The following is a 6,280-nucleotide window of genomic DNA, read 5'->3' as shown; positions in this document are numbered from 1 at the left end:
CGGCGAAGGTAAATGCGGCGAGGGTAAGCAGAAAGAAGGCAAGTGTGGCGAGGGCAAGCAGAAAGAAGGTAAGTGCGGCGCTTGATCGACCAACCCGTCGTGTGACAGCAGCCCGGCCCGGAGCCGGGCTGCTATCTGTTCTGCGCGGACATAAGTACTCGGAAATCAATAACCGTACCCAGGATTCTCGCTATGACTGCATCGCGCCAGTACCCTGTTCAAGGCGCCGGCCTGGGACTCAGACGCTCAATGATGGGGGAAGCTCTGACACCCGTACAGGCAGACTTCCTTGAGGTCGCCCCAGAAAACTGGATTGGTGTCGGTGGCCGCTACGGCCGTTGGCTGCGGGAATTTACCGAACGTTTTCCATTCGTGACCCACGGACTGTCACTGTCCATCGGTGCCCCCGATCCACTCGATGAGGATCTGGTGAAGTCCATCAAGCAGTTTATCCGCGAGCACGATATCCGCTGTTACAGCGAGCACCTCAGTTACTGCTCCGCTGATGGGCATCTCTACGACCTCCTGCCAATTCCGTTTACCGAAGAAGCGGTGCACTATGTGGCCGGCCGAATCCGACGGGTGCAGGATATCCTCGAGCAGCGTATTGCCATGGAGAATGTCTCCTACTATGCCGCACCGGGACAGGAAATGTCTGAGCTGGAATTCCTCAATGCCGTTCTCGAAGAGGCCGATTGCGACCTGCTACTGGACGTGAACAATATTTACGTCAACGCCACTAACCATCGTTACGACCCCGAAGCTTTCCTGCTGGGATTGCCAGCGCAGCGAATTCGCTATGCCCATGTGGCCGGGCATTTTGACGAGGCGGAAGACCTCAAGGTGGATACCCACGGCGCACCGGTAATCGATCCTGTTTGGCGCTTGCTGCAGCGCGCGTACGAAGTGTTTGGTCCTGTGCCCACATTACTGGAACGGGATTTCAATATTCCCCCGTTAGCGGAGCTTTGCACCGAGGTCGCACGTATAAGGGATTATCAAACATCGGCTACAGGGGCAGCCCCGCAATATTGTGAGCCCACCGCGGAGGTGGCCCATGGGCGCTGATACTTCCACTGACAACGGAACTGACACAAAAGGTACGTTTGTGGCATTGCAGCGGGATTTCGCCGCACACCTGCGGGCTCCCGATGAAGCCGCCGCACCGTCGGATATTGAAGATCGTCGTGTGGGTATCTATCGGGACCTCATTTACAACAATATCGAATCCTTTATTGCCGGCGGTTTTCCGGTACTGCGCAGCATTATCGACGACGAACCGTGGCACGCCATGGTGCGTGATTTTGTCCAGCGACACTCTGCCCAGAGTCCGTATTTTCTGCAGATCAGCGAAGAGTTTCTCGAGTATCTGCAGAACGAGCGTGCGGTCAGCGCGGCGGCGGAATCGGATCCGCCGTTTATGCTGGAGCTAGCCCATTACGAGTGGGTCGAGCTCGCGCTGGATGTCAGTGATATTGCATTGCCCGATGACCTGGAGCGGAACTGCAGCGACGAGCAGGTACTGGACTGGGCACCGGTGGTATCGCCGCTCGCCTGGAATCTCAGTTATCACTATCCGGTTCATCACATCGGTCCGGCGCATCAGCCAGTGGAATCGCCGCAAACGCCGACTTTCCTGGTGGTATATCGCGATCGAGCTGATAACGTCGCCTTTCTTGAGGCAAACGCCGTCACCGCGCACTTATTGACGTTGATTCAGGATGCGAACCCGGTTGCTGATCCATCCGCCGCATCCGCATCATCGTTGCCGGCGACCGCCAGTGGCCGGATGGTACTGCAGCGTCTCGCCGAAGATTTGCAGCACCCACAACCGGATCAATTGCTGGCGTTCGGCACGGATATACTGAAAAAACTCCTCGGCCTGGACATTCTTGCGGGATTCAGGCCGCTCTAAAGATCGGCGTTAAAGAGACCAACCCACTTGGCGAAAACTGCCAGCTGCTATGCTGGCTAAGCGGCCAGTGTTAATATTGCCCCCACTGAAATAAACAGATTCTGGTTTGAACAAACGAAACTATTTTGCGAGGAGCAGGGAATTGCTTGAGCGCACACATGTAACTGCCTGGGTCCTTGCCGCAACTCTGTCGGCCCCCCTGGCAATGGCACAGGATGCATCGGATCCATTTGCGGAGGTGCCCAACGAGACACCTGCGACTAGCACCACATCACCCGATGCCAGCGAGACCACCGGTGATACTGCTCCGGCGTCGACAGAAGGGACTGGCGAAACCACGACCTCCGATGATTTTGGCGCCGAAGATGACTTTGGCTCTGAGGACCTTGGTTCCGAAGATAGCTTTGGCTCTGAGCTCGAGGACGAATACGGATTTGATCCCGCCGACGAATTTTCCAGCGCAGAAGAGCCTGAAGATCGCGATCCCTGGGAAGGGTTCAACCGCGCCATGTTCCGCTTTAACGACACAGCGGATCGTTGGTTCCTGAAACCCGCAGCGGTCAGCTATCGGCAGGTAACACCCATCTTTATGCAGACGGGTATCTCCAACTTCTTTTCCAACCTGCACGAGATTAACAACGTCCTGAATGATGTCCTGCAGTGGAAGTGGGGACAGGCGGGCAATGATACCGGCCGTTTCCTGGTGAACAGCACCGTGGGGCTTGTGGGTTTGTTCGATGTGGCGCAGCATATGGGACTGGAACCCAGTGACGGCGAAGACTTCGGCCAGACGCTGGCAGTGTGGGGGATGCCCTCCGGCCCCTATGTGGTAGTGCCTTTCCTGGGCCCTTCCACCGTGCGGGACGTGCCGGGTGAAGTGGTTGAGTGGTATACCAACCCTCTGACCTACGTTGACGACAACGCGGTAGAGAACACGTTGAAAGTCGTCGATCTCCTGCAAACCCGCGCGAGTCTGTTGCAGGCCGAATCCCTGTTGCAGGGGGATCGTTACGTGCTGATGCGCGATGCTTACCTGCAGCGACGCGAGTTCCTGATCAACGATGGTGAACAGGAAGATGACTTTGGCGGCGACCTGGATGACTACGATTTCTGACGCCCTTTTCTTCGAGTCGGTGCCTGCCTGCGCAGGTGCCGATGCTTTTCCCGCGTGCGGGGCTCGATAATGAGTAGCCCAACGCACGAACCCTCCCCGATTCAGAAAACCTCCTCAGACGCGAATACCACACGCAGCGCGCGGTGCGGCCTGTTGCTGATTGATACGGATGATCCTTCCCGTCAGCAGGTAGAGAATGCCCTCGTACGGCTTGGTTTTACCGTGAGTCTGGTGGAAAACGGCGTCGAAGCCATCGGCCGCTTTTCCCCGGAAAAGCACGGCTTGGTGGTTACCGATCTGCACCTGCCGGATATGGGGGGGCTGGAGGTTTTGCGCAAGATCAAAAGCCGCTCACCGGATACCCCAGTGGTGGTACTGGCCGCCAACAGTGATGTTGATGACGTCGTGCAGGCGTTGCGACTCGGGGCCAGCGATTACCTGCTTACCCCCATCGTCGATGAGAGCGTGATCGATCACGCGGTCACGCGGGTGCTCGAGGCGCGGGATCTCGCGGCGGAGAACCGTGAGTACCGAGAGCAACTGGAAGCGCGCAATCGCGAGCTGAACGACCATATCGAGCTGCTCCAGCGCGACCACCAGGCCGGCCGCCAGTTGCAACAGCACCTGTTGCCGCGCACCCCCTATGAATACCCGGCCGGGATCCAGGCTGCCTACCGCTTGCTGCCGTCGCTGTACTTGAGCGGCGACTTTATCGACTACGGGCTGTTTGGCGAGCGTTTTGTGGCTTTTTACCTTGTGGATGTCTCCGGCCACGGGGTGTCCTCGGCGCTAGTGACCGCACTGATCAAGCACAGCATCATGCACCTGCTGCGAGAGCGCCCACTGTTCAGCCAGCTGAACACCCTTGATCGGGATCTCAAGGAGATCCTTGAAATGATCAACCGGGAGTTGTTGGCAACCCGACTCGACAAGCACGCCAGTATGTTTGTGGGAGTGGTGGACAGCCGCGCTCGCCAGTTGCACTACGCGGTTGCCGGGCAGGTACCCATGCCGGCCCTGGTGACCCGGGAAGGGGCCCACTGGCTCGCTGGCAAGGGGCGTCCTCTGGGGTTGTTCGAACAGGGCGACTGGGAAGTGCATCACCGCAGCCTGCCCACCAGTTGGCGGTTGGTGGCATGCTCTGACGGTGTGCTGGAGTTGCTCCCCGGAAACCTGCTGCAGAAGGAAGAGGCCCTGTTGCAGAAGATCGACCACAGCCGCGGTGACCTGGATACCCTCTGCACGGCATTGAAAGTCGATACCGCCGAATCTTTCCCCGACGACATTACCATTCTTACCCTTAGGCAGGACGAGCTCTAGGTGCCAATAAGGCCCAATTCTTGCTGTCTTTTTGCCTGTATTTCTCGATCCGCCATTCAGGGCCCGTTCACCGAGCGTACCCGACACTGGCAATGTGTACCGGCTGAACAGGCAATCGGCGGGATCTGGATCCAGGACGTGCCAGACTCGATAGTCACGATTGTTAACCGGTTCACACTGGTCTTGTCAGCACCGGTGGGCAGGAGTAAGCTCCGCCCACTTCTGGGTCTATTTGCGTGATACGGATCTCTGGTCCGGCGCCGATTGAGTCAGGCTTGCACAAGGAACTGTGCCGCGGCCAAAAGCCGCAAATCATCCATTTCGCTCCCTGGTTCGGGACAAGAACAGGGCGCGTTTGAGGTTACTATGCAGTCCGGGCAGATAATGGTTGGCGACCACCAGGGCATTTATGTCGTGAAACTGGTGGGCGATGTACGCCTCAATCTATGTACGTCATTTGATAACTTTATCGACAAGATGTTTTCACACGGCGAATTTCGCGGCGTGGTGTTCGATATGCATGAGACGCAAGGGGTCGACAGCACCACACTCGGGTTGATGGCCAAGATTGCGTTTCGTTGTGCCGAGCGTCACGGTGGAAAACCGCTGGTGTTATGTGAAGATCGCGGCTTGCTCCACTTGCTGGATTCCATGGGTTTCGAGGAGTTGATGGATATTTCCAGCGACGCCGACAATGACGCCTATCACGCGGAGCCGGCACCGCTCAATTGTAACGCGCCGGATGAACACACCGCGCGGGAAATGGTGCTGGAAGCACACCGCGTGTTGATGAGCATGAACGAAAAGAATGCAGAGACTTTCCGGGATCTGGTGCACGCGCTGGAAACTGAGCAGGCGGCGCAGAGCCACAAGTCAGTGGCCAATCACTAATACCGCGTTACCGGTCAGCCCGCTGTGCCGTCGCGCGCCTCGGCGCGCGCCCGGGTAAACAGCCCGTGGGGCAGATAGATCAGCTCCGATACCCGCCGGATCAGATGCTCTTCAAAAGCATCGATTTCCCCATCCGCAAACGCCACCACCCACATCTGCTTCACCAGCAGGTATTTGTCCCGCTCGGTAAAGTTATCGTTCACCGTCTGGGTGAACTCATACAATGAGGTTGCCTCGTGGCGATTCGCCAGTGCCCGGGTTACCAGATCTTGTGCCGTAGCATCGTCCAGCTTGTAGTGTTCCCGCAGCAAGCGGACCAGCGCATCGCGCTCCCGCTCGTCTACCTTCTGGTCCGCAGTGGCGATTTCTGCCATCAGTGCCGCACTGATCATGCGCACATCTTTTTCTTCGCGCACTTCCACGCTGTCCCCGCGTCCGATCTGGTCGAACAATTTGCGAATCTGCTGCAGCATGGTCGGAGTTCCTTGTTTTCGTGGAAGTTTTGACTGGTGCGTGTTTTCGAGCGTGCAGGGCGCGCGGTCAGCGCGCCTTCTGCAACAGCTCCTCAAGTTTCAGCTGATCGGCGACAAAATTGCGGATACCTTCTGCGAGCTTTTCCGTGGCCATGGCATCGTCATTCAGCTGGTAGCGGAACTGGGCTTCACGCAGCGGCTCGCTGGGGCGCGGTTGACCGGAAAACTCGCTCTTCAAGCCACTCGCGAGGTCACCTTCATCATCCTGCAGTTCCTGTAGCAGCTGCGGACTGATGGTGAGTTTGTCACAGCCGGCCAGCGCCTCGATTTCGCCGGTATTGCGGAAACTGGCACCCATCACGATGGTGGGGTAATCGCGGGACTTGTAGTACTCGTAAATACTGGTGACCGAAAGTACTCCGGGGTCGTCACTGGCAGTGTAGTCGTCGCGTCCGGTACTGGCCTTGTACCAGTCGAGGATGCGGCCCACGAACGGGGAAATCAGGGTAACCCCGGCTTCGGCACAGGCCACCGCCTGGCACTGGCTGAACAGCAGGGTCAGGTTGC

8 protein-coding genes are annotated in these 6,280 nt (G+C 57.8%); 6 read left to right on the top strand and 2 right to left on the bottom strand.

The window, feature by feature from the left end; all coding sequences use genetic code 11:
* The 6 genes from B4U49_RS19590 to B4U49_RS01605 form a co-directional block, all read left to right on the top strand.
* On the top strand, nt 1-85 hold an 85-nt coding region (locus B4U49_RS19590), incomplete at its 5' end, for an HvfA family oxazolone/thioamide-modified RiPP metallophore (RefSeq protein ID WP_476703360.1).
* A 107-nt stretch (nt 86-192) separates the two neighbouring features.
* Entirely contained in the window at nt 193-1,068 is an 876-nt protein-coding gene (locus B4U49_RS01625) for an HvfB family MNIO-type RiPP peptide maturase (protein ID WP_078082843.1), read from the top strand.
* The gene (locus B4U49_RS01620; RefSeq protein ID WP_078082842.1) at nt 1,058-1,915 is read left to right on the top strand and encodes an HvfC family RiPP maturation protein; all 858 of its coding nucleotides are present in this window, start codon (nt 1,058-1,060) and stop codon (nt 1,913-1,915) included. The genes B4U49_RS01625 and B4U49_RS01620 overlap by 11 nt, the downstream gene beginning before the upstream one ends.
* A 142-nt stretch (nt 1,916-2,057) precedes the next feature.
* Nucleotides 2,058-3,029 (top strand): MlaA family lipoprotein, encoded by a 972-nt coding sequence (locus tag B4U49_RS01615; RefSeq protein ID WP_239692429.1) that lies wholly within the window; start codon nt 2,058-2,060, stop codon nt 3,027-3,029.
* Nucleotides 3,030-3,098: 69 nt separating this feature from the next.
* Entirely contained in the window at nt 3,099-4,349 is a 1,251-nt protein-coding gene (locus B4U49_RS01610) for a PP2C family protein-serine/threonine phosphatase (protein WP_078082840.1), read from the top strand.
* Nucleotides 4,350-4,715: 366 nt separating this feature from the next.
* Nucleotides 4,716-5,240: an STAS domain-containing protein gene (locus B4U49_RS01605; protein ID WP_078082839.1), complete on the top strand. Its 525-nt coding sequence runs from the start codon at nt 4,716-4,718 to the stop codon at nt 5,238-5,240.
* A 14-nt stretch (nt 5,241-5,254) separates the two neighbouring features.
* Here B4U49_RS01605 and B4U49_RS01600 read toward each other — a convergent pair whose 3' ends face one another.
* The gene (locus B4U49_RS01600) at nt 5,255-5,713 is read right to left on the bottom strand and encodes a tellurite resistance TerB family protein (protein WP_078082838.1); all 459 of its coding nucleotides are present in this window, start codon (nt 5,711-5,713) and stop codon (nt 5,255-5,257) included.
* A gap of 67 nt (nt 5,714-5,780) precedes the next feature.
* Nucleotides 5,781-6,280, bottom strand: a 500-nt coding sequence (locus B4U49_RS01595; RefSeq protein WP_275078268.1) for a transaldolase family protein, incomplete at its 5' end; no start/stop codon positions are given.

The sequence above is a fragment of the Microbulbifer mangrovi genome (assembly GCF_002009015.1).
GTDB classification, from domain to species: Bacteria; Pseudomonadota; Gammaproteobacteria; order Pseudomonadales; family Cellvibrionaceae; genus Microbulbifer; species Microbulbifer mangrovi.
Note: the sequence above shows the minus strand (reverse complement) of the source record. Positions and strands in the feature narration are given on the sequence as shown.